Here is a 1,227-nt window from a genome sequence, read left to right on the forward strand (position 1 = left end):
GACGAGGTTCTTATCTGTGGCCGTCACCGACAGCCGGTCATCCCACCCGATAGACTTGCTCACCAGAAAGGTGCACCCGCTTCTACAAAGGACATGGCGTAGACAACCACATCCTTGCAGGTCGGGTGCACCTTTCCTTGATCACCCTCGATACCCGCTATCTACTCTGAATAGCGGAGGTCGGCCAGTCCGCACCGGTCAGGACGATCACCTGGCTGCAGTCACTTGCAGTGACCGCCGCTTCGCGGCCTGCCCGAGCAGCGCCAAGTGGTCTACGCTAGGCCGGTCAGCAGCGGGGCGGACGGGCGGCACCCGGACGCGGGTCAACTCGGGCGACGGGGCCCACTAGACTCTGCGGCATGGCAAAGCCCCAGGAGAAGGTCTCGTTCGGCCAGCGGCTGAAGCAGATCGGGATGGTGTTCCAGTTCACCGCCAAGCAGGACCGGTGGTTCGCGCCGCTGGTCGCCGCCGCGGTGCTGCTCCCGCTCGCCCTCACCGTGGTCGCGGTCATCCTCTGGGGCTGGATCTGGCTGCCGCTGGGCATCCTGTTCGCCCTGCTCGCGGTGCTGATCGTGCTGAACCTGCGGTCCAACAAGGCGATGATGAACGCCGCCGAGGGGCAGCCCGGCGCGGCGGCGCAGATCATGGAGAACATGCGCGGTGACTGGCGGGTGACCCCCGCGGTCAGCTCCACCACCCAGATGGACATGGTCCACCTGGTGATCGGCCGGCCGGGCGTGATCCTGCTGGCCGAGGGCAACCCGCAGCGGGTGCGTGGCCTGCTCGGGCAGGAGAAGCGGCGGCTGTCGAAGGTGATCGGCTCCGCCCCCCTGCACGACTACGTGATCGGCCAGGACGAGGGCGAACTGCCCATCCGCAAACTGCGCACGACGCTGCTGCGCCTGCCCCGCGCCCTCTCCGGCAAGGACGTCAACTCGCTGGACAAGCGACTCAAGGCGCTCACCGCCCGTCCGCAGATGCCCAAGGGCGCGATCCCGAAGAACATGCGGCCGCCAGGCGCGTTCCGCCAGTCGCGGGGCCGCTGACCCCTTCGACGTACGCCGAGAAGAGCCGGTCCCGCCCGGGTCGGCCTCGGCCCGGCCATGATCGTGCTCGATCCTGGATCTAGTGGGCTCGCGCGCGGGCTATGCCACTACATCCTGGATCGAGCGCGATCTTGCGGGGTCCGGGACACGGGGGCCCGCAGGTCGCGAAGGGGGTCGCAGG

The 1,227-nt window shown here is 68.2% G+C and carries 1 protein-coding gene; it reads left to right on the plus strand.

Annotation, left to right across the window (positions count from 1 at the left end):
* Positions 1 to 359 precede the first annotated feature (359 nt).
* Positions 360 to 1,046, plus strand: a complete 687-nt coding sequence (locus tag F8271_RS31415) for a DUF4191 domain-containing protein (protein WP_151493395.1) — start codon at positions 360 to 362, stop codon at positions 1,044 to 1,046.
* The last annotated feature ends 181 nt before the right edge of the window (positions 1,047 to 1,227 follow it).

The organism is Micromonospora sp. ALFpr18c, from assembly GCF_008868155.1.
In the GTDB taxonomy this organism is placed as follows: domain Bacteria; phylum Actinomycetota; class Actinomycetes; order Mycobacteriales; family Micromonosporaceae; genus Micromonospora.

Bases quoted from the DNA above. Each gene is read 5' to 3' on its own strand.
- F8271_RS31415 (WP_151493395.1), top strand. From the start codon at position 360: ATGGCAAAGCCCCAGGAGAAGGTCTCGTTCGGCCAGCGGCTGAAGCAG.